Here is a 16,733-nt window from a genome sequence, read left to right on the forward strand (position 1 = left end):
GGTAGAATAGATCGTTGTTATGGGAATGAGCTAACGTTATTAATGAAACTTATTTTAGCTCTAATTTGATGTTATAATTCTTCAGACTTTCGATCGACTCCTCAGAGTTGTAATCAAATTCTTCTTCGTGAATATTTTGTTCTTTTTTTAATGCAATTTGCTTGATACAATTTATAAAGCGTCTCACATCTTTCTTTTGAGATAAAATTAGTCCTGGAACAGGAATATTTACTCCATCTTTATCTTTAGCAACCATTGTAAAATAAGAGGAATTGCAATGTTTTATTTGGCCGGTCTGAATGTTCTCAGCTTCTACTCGAATACCAATAATCATGGAGCTTTTACCAACATAGTTTACACTTGCTTTCATAGTAACCAATTCTCCCACCTCAATAGGATTCAGGAAATTTACTGTATCTACGGAAGCGGTAACACAATAATTACCAGAAAATTTTGAAGCACAAGCAAAGGCGATCTGGTCTAATAAGGATAAGATATAGCCTCCGTGAATTTTACCACTAAAATTGGAATGGCTGGGAAGCATTAGTTGTGAAATACTGATATCAGACGAAGAAACAGTTTTAAAAATTGAATTCATTTATTTTATTTTAAATGGAGAATTGACTTTTTTAACAGACGTAATAAAGTAGCGCGTGTCGCCCCACCAAGGAAAAGTTTTATATCGTTCTTTATAACTTACTTGGACATATTGGCCTTCCATATTTTTTAAATCTATAATTACGTTTTTTTCATTATCTAAAACTGAAAAAGAAAAGATTTGCGCTCCTGAAATTCCCTGACTTATTTCGCCTTCCCACGTTTTAAACAGAATTCCTTTATGACTCACTTTTATAAGTTCGCCTGAACGCACGCCTTCGCTATACGATGCATTGTGCAAAAAGCCAAAATAAACTCCGACTGCTACTGCGCTTATAGCAACTATTATTAATAGAAATTTTTTCATGGATAATTAATTTAATAGATGATTTTCGTCTTTTTCTGCTCGATTTATAATATTTTCAGGAAGTGCTTTTTTAGCTTTAGCTCCCATTTTTTTTAATTTTTCAACGCTAGTTATTAAATTACCTTTTCCATCGACTAATTTATTCATTGCGCCCGTATACTCCGTTTTTGTTTCGTCAATCTTTTTTCCTATCCGAATTAAATCACTTACAAAACCTTCAAATTTATCATATAAAGCTCCCGCTTGTCGGGCAATTTCTAATGCATTTTCTTGTTGTTTTTGATTCGTCCACATGCTATCTATAGTTCTCAAAGTGGCTAATAAAGTTGCGGGAGTCACGATTACGATATTTTTTTCGAATGCTTTATTGTATAAACTAGTATCTTCATTCAGCGCCATCGCAAATGCAGGCTCAATTGGAATAAATAAAAGTACAAAATCTGGGCTCTCGATTTGGTATAATTCGTGGTAGTTTTTATTTCCTAATTGCTCGACGTGTCTTTTAATAGATAATACATGTTCTTTCAAATAACCATTCTTTACGATATCATCTTCTTCGTTTATGAATTTTTCATAAGTTGTCAATGAAACTTTCGAATCTACAATCATTTTTTTACCATCTGGTAAATTAATGACTACGTCAGGAAACACGCGATTTCCTTCTGAAGTAGTAAAAGCTTGCTGCACTTCATATTCACGTCCTTTCTCTAATCCTGATTTTTCAAGCACACGTTCGAGAACTAATTCACCCCAATTACCTTGCATTTTACTATCGCCTTTTAACGCTTTAGTCAAGTTTATGGTTTCCTTACTCATTTGGATATTCATTTCGCGTAAACCCAAAATTTGTTGGCGCAATGCAGCATGATAATCAATACTTTCTTTATGTGTGTCTTCTACTTTTTTCTCGAATAACTGAATTTTATCTTGCAGTGGAGTCAAGATATTTTTCATATTCTCTTTGTTTTGCTCTGTAAATTTATTCGATTTCTCTTCGAGAATTTTATTGGCTAAATTTTCGAATTCCTTTGTGAATTTCTCTTGCAGCTTTTCGACTTCTTCTTTTTGTTCTTTATTGCGTTCCCACAGATTTTCAAAATCAACTTCTTTCTTAGAAAGCTGAATAGCTAGACTGTCTTTCTCCGTTCGGATCGATTCTTTTTCAGAATTGCTGTTTTGTAACTGCTTGCCGAAATTGGCTTTTTCAGCATCAATTTGTTCTTTTAATTGATTGATCTGCGCATTAGCAGCAATCATTTTTTCTTCCAAACTAATTTTTTCCGAAAGGAATCGAGATGAGAATATTAGTTTGCCAATAAAAATGCCTAGGAGTAGCGCAATGATAAAAACGACTAAAAACGGTAGTACAGTAGACATGAGAAATAGGTTTTGAAAAGTAAAAGTAAGGAATAATATGAATTGTAAGATTTAAAATGCGTTTAGTGCCGGTGATTGATTTAATAGTTTTTTTTTGGAGCTGATTTCTTCAGCATAAAAGACTCTAATTAGGAAATATTCTGCTTAGGTTTATAATAAATTTTTTAATTTTGAATTTATATTGGTGTATATTTACACCACTAATATTTTAATTATGTCAAGACAAAGTATCACATTAGCAGAGAAAAATGACGAATGGTTAAAAAATCAAGTTGCTGAACAAGAATTTTCGAGCAAAAGTGAAGCTGTGAATTTTTTGATTAAGCAAGCGCGTGAGCGTGAAGAGTATCATGAATACGTTCAAATGAAAATTGATAGAGGTTTAAAAAGTGGATTTAGTACTAAAACTAAAGAAGAGCTTTTAGAACAAATTAGAAGTCGCTTGAATGTATAAGTTTACCCTTTCGTTTGAGGCAGAGGAGGATATTACCAGGATTTTTGAATTTGGTTTGGGAAGATTTGGTTTACTTCAGGCAAATAAGTATTACAGTATGTTATTTGAATGTTTTAACAAAATTGCTTTAAATCCCTTTTTATTTCCTGCGGTAATTAGATATAAAGATGTAGAGCGTTATTGCGTTTGCGGCGTCGATACAATCTATTATAATATTAACGGTGACGAAATTGAAATTGTAACGATAATTGGAAGGCAAGATTATTAAGTAAAATTTATATTAATCAACATGTCTACATTGAACCTTACTTGAGTGTTGTTTTCTATCTAATCGAGCTGATTCTAAATTTGCTTGACTTTAATCCAAATATGCTTTAATCCCCTAATTTTAATTCCGTTTCTCCTTTTATTTTAAAATTTTAATATTAAATGTTCTACAAAAAAAAAGCCAATAAGAATTTTAAATCCTATTGGCTTTTTCTGAAAAAAATATAAAAACTATTCGTCTAACTTGATATTACCTCGATCTTCGTGATTGTCTGGATGAGATGCAGGATAACGATAAGCGGTAATGTCTGAATTTAAATCTTTATTTTCAACAGTTCGCATTTCCTCTTTTTCAGAAGAGACAGAACGACTTAAACTTTCGTTTTCGTTCCAATTTCTCTCTTCGTCAGGAATTGATGCAACACTTCCATCCACATTACGCGCTCTTTGAACAATTTTTTTATTGCCATTAGCGTCAATTTCTACTTCTTCTGTAATATTTGATGTAGCAGAGTTGTAATCTTCAGGGATGTTTTCACCACTAAATCCCTCATTTGTATTCTGCTTATTATTTGTCTTTTTTGAACCTAAATCGTTGCTTTCCATAATGATTAATTTTAATGAATATCATTTTACTTAGGTATAATATTACGAATATTAAGTGGTGAATTTGAATTATTTAACATGTTTTTATGTAGAATGATTTAAATGCAGCTAATTACCATTTCACATTTAGTGAAAACAAAACTATCTTTGCATTTACTAATCGTATCGCTTCATGTCTCATTCTCATTTCATTATTCATAAGCCGTACGGCTATTTAAGTCAGTTTATTTACGAATTAAAAAGGAAAAAGAAACTGCTAGGCGAATTGTATGATTTTCCGAAAGGAACCATGGCTATAGGGCGTCTAGACGAGGACTCCGAGGGATTACTTTTACTTACTACAGATGGAATGATGAGTGAAATCATCAGGAGTAAAAAAGTAGATAAAGAGTATTATGTCCAAGTCGACGGAATCATTACTCAAGCCGCAATAGAGCAATTGCAAAAAGGAGTTGAAATAGGATTTAATGGAACTAAGTACATTACGAAACCTTGTCAAGCTAAATTAATTACAGAAATTCCTGCTTTTGGACCGAGAGGTAAAAAGATACGGGATGAACGACACGGACCAACTTCATGGGCGTCTATTACAGTAAATGAAGGTAAATTTCGTCAAGTTCGCAAAATGACCGCTGCTGTTGGATTTCCTACTTTGCGCTTAGTACGCGTTCGAATAGGAAATTTGCACCTTAATGACTTACAAGCTGGAGAAGTTATTGCAGTTGACAGTTTTCAATAGCAATAGTAATTTCAGATGAAATAAAAAACCTTCAGTCAATCACGCAACCTCAGAACTTTAATAAAAAATCAAAAATCTAAATGTTAAATATTGTTTTAATAGAACCTGAAATACCTAACAATACTGGAAACATCGGTCGTTTGTGCGTTGGTACTGAAAGTCGGTTGCATCTAGTTCATCCTTTTGGTTTCGTGATTAATGATAAAAACTTGAAACGTTCCGGACTCGATTATTGGGTGCATCTTGATGTAACTGAATATGAAAATGTAGCGGAATGGAAATCGAAAATTTCTGATTTATCGCGCGTTTTTCTAATGAGTTCGCATGCCGACAAATCCTATTTAGAAATAGATTTTCAAGATGGCGATTGGTTGGTTTTTGGAAAAGAAAGCAAAGGATTATGTTTTGAGGTTTTGGAGCAATTTGAAAATCATCTCACGATACCAATGTCAAATTTAATACGAAGTTTCAATATTGCAAATTCCGTAGCTTTTGTTATTGGTGAAGCCAAAAGGCAAATTATGTTAAACAAGTAGTTTAAATAATTATAAACTTTCCTTTTTCTGGGTCAAAAACAATATGTTCGTCATTAAATAATCTACTAAAACTGCCCTTTGCAATAAAATTACAAGGTTCGTCTTGAATTACAGTTTCTGTTGTCATAATGATCATCTCGTCACTCAATTGTATCGCCATATCGATATCATGTGTAGAAAAAAGAATACATTTATCTGTTTCCTTTGTTAACTTTTTAAGCAATTTAAAAAGCGAAACTTTATGTAACAAATCAAGATGTGTAGTGGGTTCGTCCAAAATTATTAAAGGTGTATCCTGAGCCAGCGCTCTTGCAATCAAAACCTTTTGTAATTGACCATCGCTTATTTCGAAATGCTTTTTATCAGCTAAATGAGTAATTTGAGTTAACTCCATTGCCTCATTTACCTTAGTAATGTCTTCTGCGGTTAATTTTCCAATCCAGTTCGTATACGGTTGTCGCCCTAACGCAATCAATTCGAAAACAGTTAAATTGCTAGGTGGTAACTTTTCAGTCAGTACTACACTTAAATTTTTGGCTAGTGTTAGAGCATCTAGTTCGTGAATGTTAACTTCTTTAAGTAGTACGGTTCCCGAAATTGTTTTCTGAATTCCCGTTATCGTTCGCAAAAGTGTCGATTTTCCAATTCCGTTGGCGCCAATTAAAGAGATCAACTTTCCTTTTTTCAGAGATAAATCAATATCAGATGCGATAACAGTATTGTGTTTTTTGGAGGTATAACCAATGGATATTTTAGAAGCTTGTAAAATGATTTCGTTTTTCATTAATTGATCATTTTTTGTTTTCTAATCAAGAGCCAAATTACGATTGGTGCGCCAAAAATACTGGTAACAGCGTTTATTGGCAATGTAATGTCACTTCCCGGAAGTTGGGAAATACTATCACAAATAAGCATAATTAATGCACCAAACAGGATAGTACTCCAAAATAATATTGTGTGGTTACTCGTTTGGAAAACTAGTTTTGCAATGTGAGGCACTGCTAATCCTATAAATGCAATGGGTCCTGCAAAAGCGGTGATGCTTCCAGCCAAAATACTAGTTGCAAATATGATTATGATTCGTGATTTTTTATAATTCAATCCTAAACTCTTTGCGTAGTTTTCGCCAAGAAGTAAAGCGTTCAAAGGTTTTATGCTGAAAATACTTAAGAGTAAACCGCTCACAACGCAACAAGCTAAAATCACAATTGCAGTCCACGATAAATTGCCTAAATTACCTAATGACCAAAAAGTGAATTTTTGTAATTGTTCTGCAGTGCTGAAATAAGTTAGTGTTCCTACAATTGCACTGGTTAAACTACCAAACATAAGCCCGACAATTAATATTGCCATAGTATCGCGCAAACGATGAGAAACCGTTAAAACTGCCAGTAAAACTGCAAAACTTCCTAAACTGGATGCCAAAACAATTCCATAAGAAGACAATAAAAACGTGGCTAAAAATGAAGGCATCAATGCAGCGCCTAAAATAACTACTGCTACTCCTAGACTAGCGCCAGAGCTCAGTCCTAAAACGTAGGGTCCGGCTAGAGGATTTCTAAATAAAGTTTGCATTAATAAACCACTTATAGATAAGCCCATTCCCACTAGAATAGCTGCTATAGCCTTAGGTAAACGATAATTAACAATGATATAATGCCAAGTTTCTTTAACGGGAGTTCCTCCAATAAGACTATTAAAAACTTCCTTTAAAGGAATGGACACTGATCCTAAACTAATGTTTATTAAGAACAACAAAATAACTCCAAAGGTTAGGAGTACAAAAAGTAAGGAGTTTCGGTTTGAGTTGTTCAATTTATTCTAATTTCTGAAAGAAAAAAAGTTCGTGGTTCGGCAGTAATTCAGGATGAAATATTTTAATTAAGTCTTTTAGTACCCAGTCTGGGCGTGTTGGCGACCATTCAAAATAAACAATTCCTCCTTTTAAACCTTTTTTTACACTATACGAATATACTTTTTTATTCTTAAAAGAATCAAATTCCTTATAATGTGGATTACTATCCTCCATCTGTTTTAAGGAGGAAAAATCTCCAGGGCTAACCCAGAATTCGGCACTTTTAGCTTGATCAATTACGGTTTCAAATGGCAAAGTTAAACTTCCAGTTCCCTTAGTATTTGACCATAAATAGTTTGATTGTGCGTCTTTCATAAATAGTGCTGCCCAACTTTCGCCTTGTGGAACGTACCATTGCTCTTGATACATCGCTCCGCTTAAAACAGTAGGTTTTGAAAGCGCTTTTTTGGCTAAAGCCAAAGTGCTATTGTATTCTTTTTCGATTTCAGTGAATATTTCATTTGCTTTATTGTCTAATCCGTACAACGCGCCAAAAAACTTGATCCATTCTGCTTTTCCAAGTGGTGATTGCTCGGTCCAATCGCCATTAAAAATTACTTTTAAACCACTTTTTTGTAAATTGTCAACAGTGGGATTGCTGTTGCTTAAACCAAAACTAACTATTAAATCCGGTGCCATATCTATGAGCACTTCGGTATTTAATGATTCATTTTTTCCAACTTCTCGAACTTTCCCAGAATCAATTAATTTTCTTGTTAGTGCAGATGAAATATAGTCGGTGTTTGGAAATCCAACTAATGTTTTTTCGACACCTAACATTTCTAAGGCGGGTATGTGAGTAGTTGATGTTACTACTATTGATTTTAAGGGAATAGGTATAACAGGAAATTGCTTTAAACTATCTGGAATAATTCCGTCTTTTTCTTGTAAAATATAATTGAAATTTTCTTTCGCTCCAGGCCAAGGCTTCGTTATTTTAAGTATCGAAAAACCTTTGTATTTGTAAATTTCAAGTCCTTTAGCGTATAAGATTTCGTTTTTTACTGCAACTGTGTTTTCAGCACCCGTTTCTTTTTTACATTGGACGAATAACAAAAAGAAAAGAAAAAAGTAAATTGTATTTTTAACGAATTTCATAAAGCAATTTTTTTTACAAAAGTATAGTTTTGTTTCAATAAAAAAACTGATGTGTGATATTAGGCACTTATTTTCTACCATCGATAGCGTAACTTTGACAAAAAATAAACCATGAGAGACAATTCAAACACCTTCATATATATCGTTGCCGGCGTTATCATATTGCATTTTATAGTTGGTTTCGCTTATTTAGTTTATAAATTAACTAAGAAGGAAGATAAGAGTAAATAAATAGTTTAAATAACTGTTAACTAGTGTTTTAAGAGAGTTTAAATTTATAATCCTTGTTCTTTAACCTTACATTGTTTTATTTTTCTACCTTTGCATCCGAATTAAGGTTGTATTTTGTTTTATGCAAAACACATTAAAAGGGAATTAGGTTTAAAACCTAAGCTGTTCCCGCAACTGTACGCTATTAAGCTTGTTGTTATCTACAAAACCACTGTCACGCCTTGCGCGATGGGAAGGTAAACAACAAGACGCAAGCCAGGAGACCTGCCTTATTTCTTAACTAATATCGAACTTTCGGGAAAAAGGTTCAGAAATTATGGCAACTAAAAAATTTCTTCTTTCTTGCATTTTGTTATTTGGTCAACTTATTGTTGCACAAAATAATACGGCTATACCTTTGAATGAAGTTATAGTATCTGATAACCAACTCAAGAATTTTACTGACTCACAATCTGTTCTTAAACTGAACGATTCTATCATTAGTAAAAATCAATCTTCGCTGACTTCACTTTTAAACTACAATTCGGTAATTTATTTTAAAGAAAATGGTTTGGGAATGGTTTCTTCACCGTCTTTCAGAGGAACCACAGCACAGCAAACTGCCGTAATATGGAACGGTATTAATATCAATTCGCAATTATTAGGGCAAACCGACTTCAATACGATTTCGACGAGAGGCTATAATTCGATAGATGTTAAAGCGGGTGGTGGAAGTGTAATTTACGGAAGTGGCGCAATAGGAGGGACAATCCATTTAAATAATGATTTGAAGTTTAAAAACACTTTCAAAAATAATCTAGAAGTATATTACGGCGACTTTAATACGCTGAGCGCAGTTTATGGAATTACATCTGCAACAAATAATTGGAGCGTAAATGCAAGTTTAACTAGAAACAGTTCCGATAATGATTTTAAATTTGTTGGTCAAGAGGATAGAAATGTCAATGGACAGTATTACAATAATAATTTAAGTACAGCAGTAGGGTACAAGATTAACGCTAAAAATAGTATTAAGTTTTACAGTGAACTTTATGATGGCGAACGACATTTTTCATTAACGTCACCATACGCAGTCAAAACAAAGTATCAGGACTTCAATACCAGAAATTTAGTGACATGGACGAGCATTGTAGGGAATTCTACTTCCAATTTGAAAGTAGCTTATATCACTGAACATTACAACTACTTTGAGGATATCGATACTAAAGAATATGAGTTGGGTGGAGTAAATAGTTTTATTGCAAAATATGACTTTCTCTATGCTTTTACTCCAAAAATGATTCTCAACACAATTGTAGATTACAATAAAAGTAAAGGTATTGGATCTGGCATCGGGACGGAAAGCAGAGAAATAGGAGGCGTAAGTGTTTTATTAAAACATAGCCTTACCGAAAGATGGAATTACGAACTCAGTTTTCGAAAAGAAATCTCCGACGTTTATAAGAGTCCAATTCTTTTTTCAGCGGGATCAAAGTTTGATTTTTCGAAATTATATCAGTTGAAACTTAACGTATCACGCAATTACAGAACGCCCACATTTAACGATTTATATTGGTTAGGAAGCGGTAACCTTGATTTGAAACCAGAAAACTCGTATCAGGTAGAAGTGAGTAATGATTTCCAATACAAAGATTTTACTTTATCCGCTAATGCTTACGCTTCTAAAATCGATAATATGATTCGCTGGTTACCTAATAATAGTGGTAATTGGTCTCCTGTAAATACAGATAAGGTCTCTATTTATGGTGCAGAAGCGTTGTTAGGTTGGCAAAAACATTTTAATAAACATTCTGTAGGTTTTAATGGAACGTATTCATACACCGTTTCTACCGATGACAAAAATGATAAACAATTATTTTATGTTCCTTATCATAAAATGACAGCATCCTCCTCTTACGCATATAAAAACTTTGCGCTGTACTATCAATTTATGTTTATTGGTGAAGTTTTCACAACATCTGATAATGATCCTAATACTATTTTAACTGATTATAATGTTTCAAATATAGGAATGGATTATAATTTCAGTAAAAAAGATATATTTAAAATTGGCTTTAAAATAGCCAATGTCTGGAACGAAAAATATGAAAGCCTTCCTAGTCGTATGATGCCCGGAAGGAATTTAACTCTTTATTTAACCCTTAATTATTAAACAATGAAATTTAAAAATGTTTTTTTAGGAATTTTCGCAAGTGCTTTATTACTTGCTTCTTGTAGTAATGATGATGCCACTGATAATAATGTTCCTTTAGGAGCATATGATAATGGAGTTCTTGTTTTGAATGAAGGTAACTTTGGTACACCAAATGCTTCTGTTTCATATATTTCTAATGATTTTACAGTAGTAAATAATATTTTTGGCATAGAAAACAGCGATAAAAAATTAGGGGATGTAGCGCAATCACTAAGTTTTTCAGACGATAAAGCATTTATTGTACTAAACAATTCAAATGTGGTTGAAGTAGTAAATAGATATACTTTTAAAAGTATAGCAACTATTACAGATCAACTTAAAAACCCTCGTTACAGTGTTGTTTTAAACAATAAATTGTATGTGACCAATTCGAAAACTAAAGCAGTAACGGTTTATGATGCAAAAACGTACAGTTATTTAGAAACTATTGTGATTAATAAAACATCAGAGAAAATAATTACTGCTAATGGTAAATTATATGTTACTAATGGTGCTTTTGGAAGTGGAAGTAATGTCACGGTAATCAATCCATCAAGTAACAATGCTATGAGTACGATCATAGTTGAGAATGGAGTTAATTCAATTGAAGAGAAAAATGGATTTGTTTATGTTTTGTGTGGTAACAGCACGAAAAGTAAATTATTTAAAATTAATACAACCAATGACACTGCAACTTCTATAGAATCAACTACGTTTACGAAAGCGTTGAATATGGATATCGAAGGTGATAAAATATATTATACTAAAGGAACAGGAATTTATGCTATGTCATTAAATGCTACTACTTTCAATGAAACACCACTGTTTTCAGTTGTTGATAATAATTTTTCTACTTTGTATGGTTTTAGTGTAATAGGAAATAAAATTTATACAGCTGATGCTAATGGATTTACAGCTGCAGGTACTGCAAAAGTATTCTCTAATACTGGTACTGAGCTAAAATCGGTTACTGTAGGTTTAGGACCAAATAGTTTCTACGCTAATAATTAAAAAAAAATGATAAGGAGTCATTAATTCTTCAACCTTATTATTAATATTAAAAAAGCACCATTTTTCATTACGAAAAATGGTGCTTTTTTGGTTTTAATAGCATTTGTATTAAAGTAAAACGTAATACTAAATTAAAAATAGTAATACGATAACTATATAGGAGAGTTTATTTATTCTAAAGCTTTTAAAAGTCCTTCGGGAGCTTTATCAATATACATTTCGTTTTGGAATCGTGTCATCGATTTAGAGTCTTTAAAAAACTTAAAAGTTTCTGTCGAATTTTGTTTTAACATTCTTCCTGTTCCTGTAATTTTTCCAATTGCAACATTTAATAGAGGTTCTGAGCTTTCGCCAAGAGTTCCAAATGTGCTCAAAGTTTCTTTTATTGCAAAATCAGGTTTTAGACCTGTGAAATAATCACCAAAACCAACAGAGTTTACAATTTTTAAAACAATTGGTTGCATTGCGTATTTGTGTTTCGGATTTCTATTTTTATCAGTGAAATCAGGAGAGTCGTATAAGGTTACAGAACCTACGTTTTTACCAACTGTTAGATCACCAATTTGGATCACATTAATGTGAGGTTCTAATCCGTTAATTACTAATTCACTTGCTGATGCAGTACCGCTAGCAGTCAATATGTAAACTCTAGTTAAGTTTAAACTATTAAGTGGTGTAGCTTCAATTTTATCAGTGAAATAATTAAATAATTGAGAAGGATCTTCTCTTTCAAAATAGGCGTTAATTTTTGAGTTCCATTGTTGCTTAGCAAAAACTTTACCTTTAAATTGACCTGTAATCATACTAGCTAATCGTGTCGCAGTTAAGACAGATCCTCCACCATTGTATCTTAAATCTAAAACTAAATCTGTGACTCCTTGCGATTTTAAACTTCCAAAAGCATCATTTAACTTGCTGTCAAAATCACCATAAAAACCATTGTACATCAAATAACCAATCTTGTTTGCTCCAGATGCAATGACTTTATTAATTAAAATTGGATTTTCTGTCAACACTGTTTTTGTCAATGAAACTGATTTTCCATTACTTACTACAGTTGTACCATTCAAATCTGCCATATTTAATGTGTAGTTCTCATTAGATCCAAAAAGTAAGGCTGAGTAGTTACTAGCTGTTAATGGCGTTCCATTGACTGCAGTAAAAATATCACCACGTTTTATATTCTTAGTTGACGCATCAGAATTTGCGATAATGTAACGAACGTAACCGAATATTTCGGTTTGGCTTCCGTTTTTATAACTCAATCCAAATTCAACACCATTGTTTTTAGTTGTACCTTGAAGTTGTCCTTCTAACTCTAAGTAATCATCCACAATCCAGCTAAATCTATCAATAGACTCATCTACTCTTAAAGCATCAAATAGTTCTTCGGGAACTGGATATTTATTTAAAAAAACGTTTAAAGCTTTTTGATCGGCAAAGCGATCATCACTTAAATTTGGCACATCTGCTTGCCATAAATAATATTGGTTTAAACCTTTCCAAATAAAATCTTGAACCTCTAAAGTTGCAGGAGGAGCAACATCATCATTATCTTGACAACTTTGAAAAGTAAAAAGAACTGAAAATAATAAAAACGAAAATAGGAGTGTTTTTTTCATGTTTGGGATATCGATATCAATTATAAACGTAAAAATACTAACTTTAGTTTTATTTCCTCTTCTTTGTAACAAAAAGAAATCTGAATCGTCTTAAAATTAGAATCACTTTAATAACTACTCTTTATGAACCAAAATGAGTTTATAAGTCTCGTATCGCCATTTAAAGAAAAAGTCTATAGACTCGCTAAACGTCTATTGATAAGTAGAGAGGAAGCCGAGGATGCAACTCAGGAGATTTTGGTAAAATTATGGAATAAGAATAGTGACTTATCAACTTTTAAAAGTCTGGAAGCATTTGCTATGACAATTACAAAGAATTATTGTCTAGATCAGCTGAAGTCTAAAAGAGGAGGAAATATTACTTTAAATGATACTGATTTTAAAAGTAGTGATTCAGGATTGGAGAAAAGAGTAGAGGATTATGATAGTTTGTATTGGGTTGAGAGATGTATTAATAAATTACCTATGCAACAGCGAATCATTATCCAGTTGCGAGATATAGAACAATACGATTTTGAAGAAATGGCAAAAATATTAGACTTAAGTGAAAGTACAATTAGAGTTTCACTATCAAGAGCTAGAAAAGAAGTTAGAGGATTTATGATAAAAGCACACAATTATGGAATCAAATAGAGTCGAAACGCTGCTGCAGAAATATTTTGATGGAGAAACCTCGATTGATGAAGAAATAGAATTAAAGGAATATTTTTCATCTAACCAAGTTGCCTCTCATCTAATGGAACATAAACCTTTATTTCAGCATTTAGCTAATGCAAAAAAGCAACAGTCTACAAATACAGAATATAAATTTAAAATGAACAAAGATCAAAAGATTATTAAAAAGAGAAATTTTTATTGGCTTTCAATTGCCGCTTCTATGCTTGTTTTGTTAGGAGTTGGATCTTATATGTTTTACGCTTCGGATAACAGAATTGAAAATGACGAACTAGGAACTTACGATGATCCTAAAGTTGCTTTTGAAGAAACACAGAAAGCGTTGTCGTTACTATCTCTCAAAGTAAATGTTGGCATAGAAAGTGTACAGTATATCGAAGAATATCAAAACACAAAAAACAGGATATTTAGAAGTCCTAAAAATAACTCTCAAGGGCTGTAAAAGTTCCTGATAATCAAGGGCAACAGCAGTAGTTGCAGTAATTAATTTAAATAATACTAATAAATTTATAAAATGGAATCAATCAATCAAAATGCGAGCTTTTCTGGGAAAGCACAACAAAAAACACGAAACAGTAAATTCAGTTTTGGTAAGGCTTTTTTTCTAACACTATTATTTGCTATGGCTTCGACTGTAACTTTTGCGCAATCAGCTTTCGATAAATTCGACGGTCAAGATGATGTCACTTCAATTATTGTCAATAAAAAAATGTTTGATTTAATGAGTAAGGTAAAAGTAGATGCTTCTGATAAAGAGACACAACAATACCTTAGTCTGATCAAAAAACTAGATAATTTAAAAGTGTTTACCACAAAGAATTCAAAAGTTGAAGGTGAAATGCGATTAGTAGCTGATAAGTATATTAAAACTGCTGGTTTAGAAGAATTGATGCGTGTAAATGAAAATGGAAGAAATGTCAAAATTTTAGTGAAGTCTGGAACAACTGATTCTCAAATCAGAGAATTATTAATGTTTATCGAAGGAGCTAAAAACACAGATAGCGTGTTAATGTCGTTAACTGGTAATTTTGATTTGAACGAAATCTCTATTCTTACGGATAAAATGAGAATTCCAGGCGGTGAAGACTTGAAGAAAGCGACAAAAGGTAAAAAATAATACTATGAAAGCACTAAACATAATCGTACTGTTTTTTAGTTTATTTTTAATTAGTTGTAATTCAGAGCCAAGTTTGCAAAAGTATTTTGTGGAAAATACTGAAAATAAAAACTTTATAGCGTTAGATGTATCTCGGGAGATATTAAACGTCGATAAGAATAAGTTATCAGTTGCTCAAACCGCTGCTTTGAAATCATTTGAGAAAATGAATGTTTTAGCTTTTAAACTTACGGACACAAATAAAGCAGAGTTTGAATTAGAGCGTGCAAAGGTTGATTTAATTTTGAAAGATAAAAAATACCAACAGTTAATGAAATTTGGCTCTGGTAAAGAAGGTGGTTCTGTTAGTTTTGTTGGAACTGATGACCATATAAAAGAGTTTGTTTTCTATGCTAATAAAAAAGAAAATGGTTTTGCCGTAGTTCGAATTTTAGGAAAAGATATGAATCCAACAGACGTTATGACGATGTTAAGCGTTTTACAACATTCAAATATTGATCTAGAGCAATTGAAACCATTACAACAGTTAATGAAATAAACTAATTGACACGTATTTACCGATTAGAAATATATTATGACAAAAGCGTTTTGAAATTTACTCAAGGCGCTTTTGTTTTTAATAGATTGCCGTAATTATTTTTAGATAATTGAATTTTAGAAACTTTACAAAATTATTTACAAAACATGTTTTTGTTTTTTATGGCACTCTGACTACCATATTGAATTGCTTTAGCAAAGTCAGCACACGCATTTTTCTTATTTTTTAGATGAAAATTAGAAAGACCTCTTAGATTATAAGCAATATAATCTTTGGCATTTAATTCTATTGATACTGTGCAGTCTTTAATAGTACTAGCATAATCTTTAGCCTTATAATTTAAATCAGCTCTTGTTGTGTAAGCATCTCCTTTAGATGGTTCTATTTTTATTGTTGTATTAACATCAGCTAAAGCGCCTTTGACATCTCCCAGCTTTTGTTTCAAAAGCGCTCTATTTAAATACGCTTCAGCAAACAAAGGATCGATGCGAATAGCTTTTGTGTAATCATCAATCGCTCCTTTAATATTTCCAGTTTCTGATTTTTTTAAAGCTTTATCGAAAAGATCGTAGGCAGCTGGACTTTGGCTCCACGAAACGAAGGAGCACAATAATAATGCGAGAACAAATTGTTTCTTCATAAAGGCAAAGTTTAAGTTGGCTTGTTTTTTATAAATAGTATGTCATTAATCAATTAAAGATACATTTTTTGTTTTATAATTTAGTAAACGATTTAGAATTGAATTTATTTGATTGGGTTGTTGAGAATGCTTAAAATATTGATTGGTATTGTTTTAAGTATTTTAAATTACAAATTCAAATGCCGTAAATAAAATTATCGATCTGAAATTTTTTTAAATATCACTAATTGTGGGTATTGTGGAAGTACTTCTGTAGCTCTATTTTTGTAGTATAATACATAATTTGTATAGAGTATTAATCTGCATTTCTAAAATGATGAATCAATTAAAGTATAAACAAAATAATAGATCGAACAGTTCAAAAACTACTTCAGCCTTTTTATATCTTGGTACTTTTTTCGTTGTCACTTTAACTATTTCTATTGCTGTATTAATAGTATTGATTATTGCAAACCCTACTTATTTCTTTTAAAAAATTCTGCTACTATAAATTTATTGAAGTATTTTGAACTCAAATACTTTGAGCTGAAAATTTAAGATCGATAGATGATTTAAATTTTTCATAAACTTAAATGGTATTGCACATTTTTCATCAAGTTTTGAGCGAACTTTTACACTTTTTATATATTTTCTTAAATAAGTGTTTGAAGGACTTTATGCACGGTTATATCGCACCTTGTAAGTTTCCACAACTTCCTTACATCATTTCGATAAAAAGCCTTTAAAGCGACTTTATTTGGATCAATACATAATGTTGTGGGGAAATATTAAAATCTAGATATTTGTGATTCCAAATTATAGCAAATGCAAGATTCCTACAGCGAACTAAT

The 16,733-nt window shown here is 31.9% G+C and carries 19 protein-coding genes and 1 riboswitch; of the genes, 10 read left to right on the plus strand and 9 right to left on the minus strand.

Annotated features, from left to right (window positions below; translation table 11 throughout):
- Nucleotides 1–49: 49 nt before the first annotated feature.
- The 3 genes from RCH19_RS03455 to rmuC are packed head-to-tail and all read right to left on the minus strand — an operon-like array spanning nt 50 to nt 2,341.
- Entirely contained in the window at nt 50–598 is a 549-nt protein-coding gene (locus RCH19_RS03455; RefSeq protein ID WP_343022041.1) for an acyl-CoA thioesterase, read from the minus strand.
- Entirely contained in the window at nt 599–964 is a 366-nt protein-coding gene (locus RCH19_RS03460) for a 6-phosphogluconate dehydrogenase (RefSeq protein ID WP_343022042.1), read from the minus strand. It lies immediately after the preceding gene.
- A 6-nt stretch (nt 965–970) separates the two neighbouring features.
- On the minus strand, nt 971–2,341 hold the full coding sequence (gene rmuC / locus RCH19_RS03465) for a DNA recombination protein RmuC (protein ID WP_343022043.1): 1,371 nt from the start codon (nt 2,339–2,341) through the stop codon (nt 971–973).
- 214 nt (nt 2,342–2,555) lie between these two features.
- Here rmuC and RCH19_RS03470 point away from each other — a divergent pair, with 214 nt between their 5' ends.
- Nucleotides 2,556–2,795 carry a CopG family transcriptional regulator gene (locus RCH19_RS03470; protein WP_121926055.1) on the plus strand — a complete coding sequence of 80 codons (240 nt, stop codon included), beginning with the start codon at nt 2,556–2,558 and terminating at the stop codon, nt 2,793–2,795.
- Nucleotides 2,788–3,063 carry a type II toxin-antitoxin system RelE/ParE family toxin gene (locus tag RCH19_RS03475; protein WP_343022044.1) on the plus strand — a complete coding sequence of 92 codons (276 nt, stop codon included), beginning with the start codon at nt 2,788–2,790 and terminating at the stop codon, nt 3,061–3,063. The genes RCH19_RS03470 and RCH19_RS03475 overlap by 8 nt, the downstream gene beginning before the upstream one ends.
- Nucleotides 3,064–3,293: 230 nt before the next feature.
- Here the strand turns inward: RCH19_RS03475 and RCH19_RS03480 are convergent, their stop codons facing one another.
- Complete coding sequence (locus tag RCH19_RS03480; RefSeq protein WP_343022045.1) at nt 3,294–3,668, minus strand: hypothetical protein; 375 nt, start codon at nt 3,666–3,668, stop codon at nt 3,294–3,296.
- Between the two features lie 172 nt (nt 3,669–3,840).
- Here RCH19_RS03480 and RCH19_RS03485 point away from each other — a divergent pair, with 172 nt between their 5' ends.
- Both RCH19_RS03485 and RCH19_RS03490 read left to right on the plus strand, forming a co-directional pair.
- Entirely contained in the window at nt 3,841–4,407 is a 567-nt protein-coding gene (locus RCH19_RS03485; protein ID WP_343022046.1) for a pseudouridine synthase, read from the plus strand.
- 80 nt (nt 4,408–4,487) lie between these two features.
- Nucleotides 4,488–4,943 (plus strand): tRNA (cytidine(34)-2'-O)-methyltransferase, encoded by a 456-nt coding sequence (locus RCH19_RS03490; RefSeq protein WP_343022047.1) that lies wholly within the window; start codon nt 4,488–4,490, stop codon nt 4,941–4,943.
- A 1-nt stretch (nt 4,944) separates the two neighbouring features.
- On the opposite strand, the gene RCH19_RS03495 is transcribed toward RCH19_RS03490, so the two are convergent.
- Genes RCH19_RS03495 through RCH19_RS03505 form a run of 3 tightly spaced genes read right to left on the minus strand, consistent with a single transcriptional unit; the run spans nt 4,945 to nt 7,896 of the window.
- On the minus strand, nt 4,945–5,727 hold the full coding sequence (locus RCH19_RS03495) for an ABC transporter ATP-binding protein (RefSeq protein WP_343022048.1): 783 nt from the start codon (nt 5,725–5,727) through the stop codon (nt 4,945–4,947).
- Nucleotides 5,727–6,758 carry an iron ABC transporter permease gene (locus RCH19_RS03500; protein ID WP_343022049.1) on the minus strand — a complete coding sequence of 344 codons (1,032 nt, stop codon included), beginning with the start codon at nt 6,756–6,758 and terminating at the stop codon, nt 5,727–5,729. Before RCH19_RS03500 ends, RCH19_RS03495 begins: the two co-directional genes overlap by 1 nt.
- Nucleotide 6,759: 1 nt before the next feature.
- A complete protein-coding gene (locus RCH19_RS03505; RefSeq protein WP_343022050.1) occupies nt 6,760–7,896 on the minus strand; it encodes an ABC transporter substrate-binding protein in 1,137 nt (378 codons plus the stop codon).
- Between the two features lie 318 nt (nt 7,897–8,214).
- Nucleotides 8,215–8,414: riboswitch (cobalamin riboswitch) on the plus strand.
- Between the two features lie 29 nt (nt 8,415–8,443).
- Between RCH19_RS03505 and RCH19_RS03510 the strand changes: the two genes are divergently transcribed.
- Together RCH19_RS03510 and RCH19_RS03515 are read left to right on the plus strand one after the other, a co-directional pair.
- Nucleotides 8,444–10,279 carry a TonB-dependent receptor gene (locus RCH19_RS03510; protein WP_343022051.1) on the plus strand — a complete coding sequence of 612 codons (1,836 nt, stop codon included), beginning with the start codon at nt 8,444–8,446 and terminating at the stop codon, nt 10,277–10,279.
- A 3-nt stretch (nt 10,280–10,282) separates the two neighbouring features.
- Entirely contained in the window at nt 10,283–11,311 is a 1,029-nt protein-coding gene (locus RCH19_RS03515) for a DUF5074 domain-containing protein (RefSeq protein ID WP_121926064.1), read from the plus strand.
- A gap of 170 nt (nt 11,312–11,481) precedes the next feature.
- Here RCH19_RS03515 and RCH19_RS03520 read toward each other — a convergent pair whose 3' ends face one another.
- A complete protein-coding gene (locus RCH19_RS03520; RefSeq protein ID WP_343022052.1) occupies nt 11,482–12,933 on the minus strand; it encodes a S41 family peptidase in 1,452 nt (483 codons plus the stop codon).
- Nucleotides 12,934–13,056: 123 nt separating this feature from the next.
- Here RCH19_RS03520 and RCH19_RS03525 point away from each other — a divergent pair, with 123 nt between their 5' ends.
- The 4 genes from RCH19_RS03525 to RCH19_RS03540 all read left to right on the plus strand — a co-directional run bounded on the left by RCH19_RS03525 (nt 13,057) and on the right by RCH19_RS03540 (nt 15,263).
- Nucleotides 13,057–13,566, plus strand: a complete 510-nt coding sequence (locus RCH19_RS03525) for a sigma-70 family RNA polymerase sigma factor (protein WP_343022053.1) — start codon at nt 13,057–13,059, stop codon at nt 13,564–13,566.
- Complete coding sequence (locus RCH19_RS03530) at nt 13,553–14,050, plus strand: hypothetical protein (protein ID WP_343022054.1); 498 nt, start codon at nt 13,553–13,555, stop codon at nt 14,048–14,050. Before RCH19_RS03525 ends, RCH19_RS03530 begins: the two co-directional genes overlap by 14 nt.
- Before the next feature lie 180 nt (nt 14,051–14,230).
- On the plus strand, nt 14,231–14,725 hold the full coding sequence (locus RCH19_RS03535) for a DUF4252 domain-containing protein (protein WP_343022060.1): 495 nt from the start codon (nt 14,231–14,233) through the stop codon (nt 14,723–14,725).
- Nucleotides 14,726–14,729: 4 nt separating this feature from the next.
- The gene (locus RCH19_RS03540) at nt 14,730–15,263 is read left to right on the plus strand and encodes a DUF4252 domain-containing protein (RefSeq protein ID WP_343022055.1); all 534 of its coding nucleotides are present in this window, start codon (nt 14,730–14,732) and stop codon (nt 15,261–15,263) included.
- Between the two features lie 133 nt (nt 15,264–15,396).
- On the opposite strand, the gene RCH19_RS03545 is transcribed toward RCH19_RS03540, so the two are convergent.
- Nucleotides 15,397–15,903 (minus strand): tetratricopeptide repeat protein, encoded by a 507-nt coding sequence (locus RCH19_RS03545; protein WP_343022056.1) that lies wholly within the window; start codon nt 15,901–15,903, stop codon nt 15,397–15,399.
- Nucleotides 15,904–16,733: the final 830 nt, after the last annotated feature.

Source organism: Flavobacterium sp. PL12, from assembly GCF_039123485.1.
GTDB classification, from domain to species: Bacteria; Bacteroidota; Bacteroidia; order Flavobacteriales; family Flavobacteriaceae; genus Flavobacterium; species Flavobacterium weaverense.